We start from the raw sequence: 1,419 nt of genomic DNA on the forward strand, positions 1-1,419 counted from the left end.
TGGGTCGCATATTATAACTTTCTAAGACCTCATCCATATAACTATTGGAAACCACTTAATGAACTTGAAGCTCTTGATGGTATCGATAATATGCCTGCCAAATGGCAAATATTAATCAGGTTAGGACAGCAAGCTATTTTAGATATCCAAGAAAAAAATGCTTCCTAACGGATTATATAACCAAATATAAATTTTTTTGCCTTCATTAAAGGTCTTTTTGTCATGCTCAAATTTAAATTATTTCTGTAATTTACTACTTTAAATTTTCAAAAAGATAGTGTTTTTTGTTATATTATTTTTTCATAGCAAACTTTACACTATCAAACTTAAAATCCACAGGAAATATTATATATTTGTCAGATAATAAAAAGGGTTATGAATTCACTTGGGGAAATGTATGGTGTGCAAACTATTATGAAGTTGGAGAATCTACAATTATGATTAAGTACAACTAAAAAAATCTGATGTTTTTAAAGATAAGAAGATTAGAGTTATGATCTAAGAACTGCTAACAGCACTTTATATGTATTATTAATATATATACTTCCTTCTACTATAGTAAATGTATATTTTTTATCAAATATTTGAATGCTTAAAAAGATATAATAAATGATGTAAAAAATATAATTCCAAATTTACTTAATAACTTCTTTAAATTAGATTTCATACTTTTTTCTCCCTAGTGTAATTTATATTCAATTATATACTCTCATATTAAGAATATAATATCAATAAAACTGTAATACTACTAACTATTAATTTAAATAAGAAATAGATTTTAATTTTCCAATTCTATTAAAAGGATATACTATAAATTGTGCTTTACCTTCTATATCTTCACCTTTTATATATGGACTTGTTTCCCACTTTCTAGAGTCCTTAGAAATATTTCTATTATCGCCTAAAAAGAAATATGAATCTTCTGGTACTTCATATTTTTGATACACATCAGTAACATACTCTCTTTCATATACATATGAGTCATCTAATAATTTACCATTAACTTTAACACTGCCATCCTCAAAAATCTCTACTGTATCTCCTGGTGTTCCAATAAGCCTCTTTACAAATTTCTCATTTTCTTCTTTAAAATCGAAAACAACAATGTCGCCTGTTTTTAAGTTTTCTGGATTATATACCTTTGTAACAAATAACCTATCGCCTTCCATTATCGTTGGTCTCATAGATGAACTAGGAACATTAGCTATCGTAAATACATATTTATTTATAATAGTACTTAAAACAAGAGCCGCTATTATAGGCAAAATCCAATTTATAAAAATTTTTTTCATCCTTATATCTCCTCGTATAATTAATTTTGTAGTGAATTTAATATGTATTTCCAGTAATAAAATTCACTACAATATGCTAAAGATTACTGGAAATTATATAGACTGTATAGAATTACTCCTAAATGTC

The 1,419-nt window shown here is 25.9% G+C and carries 1 protein-coding gene and 1 pseudogene; one reads left to right on the top strand and one right to left on the bottom strand.

Features of this window, described 5'->3' with window-relative positions; genetic code table 11:
- Positions 1-168: pseudogene (locus KQI30_RS17755) on the top strand (transposase); the annotation flags it as partial.
- A 587-nt stretch (positions 169-755) separates the two neighbouring features.
- On the opposite strand, the gene lepB reads toward KQI30_RS17755, so the two are convergent.
- Entirely contained in the window at positions 756-1,292 is a 537-nt protein-coding gene (gene lepB, locus KQI30_RS16770) for a signal peptidase I (protein ID WP_216464480.1), read from the bottom strand.
- Positions 1,293-1,419: the final 127 nt, after the last annotated feature.

Source organism: Clostridium bornimense (assembly GCF_018917145.1).
GTDB classification, from domain to species: domain Bacteria; phylum Bacillota; class Clostridia; order Clostridiales; family Clostridiaceae; genus Clostridium_AN; species Clostridium_AN bornimense_A.

Excerpts from the sequence above, each read along its gene's own strand:
- lepB (WP_216464480.1), bottom strand. The coding sequence starts at position 1,292 with ATGAAAAAAATTTTTATAAATTGGATTTTGCCTATAATAGCGGCTCTT.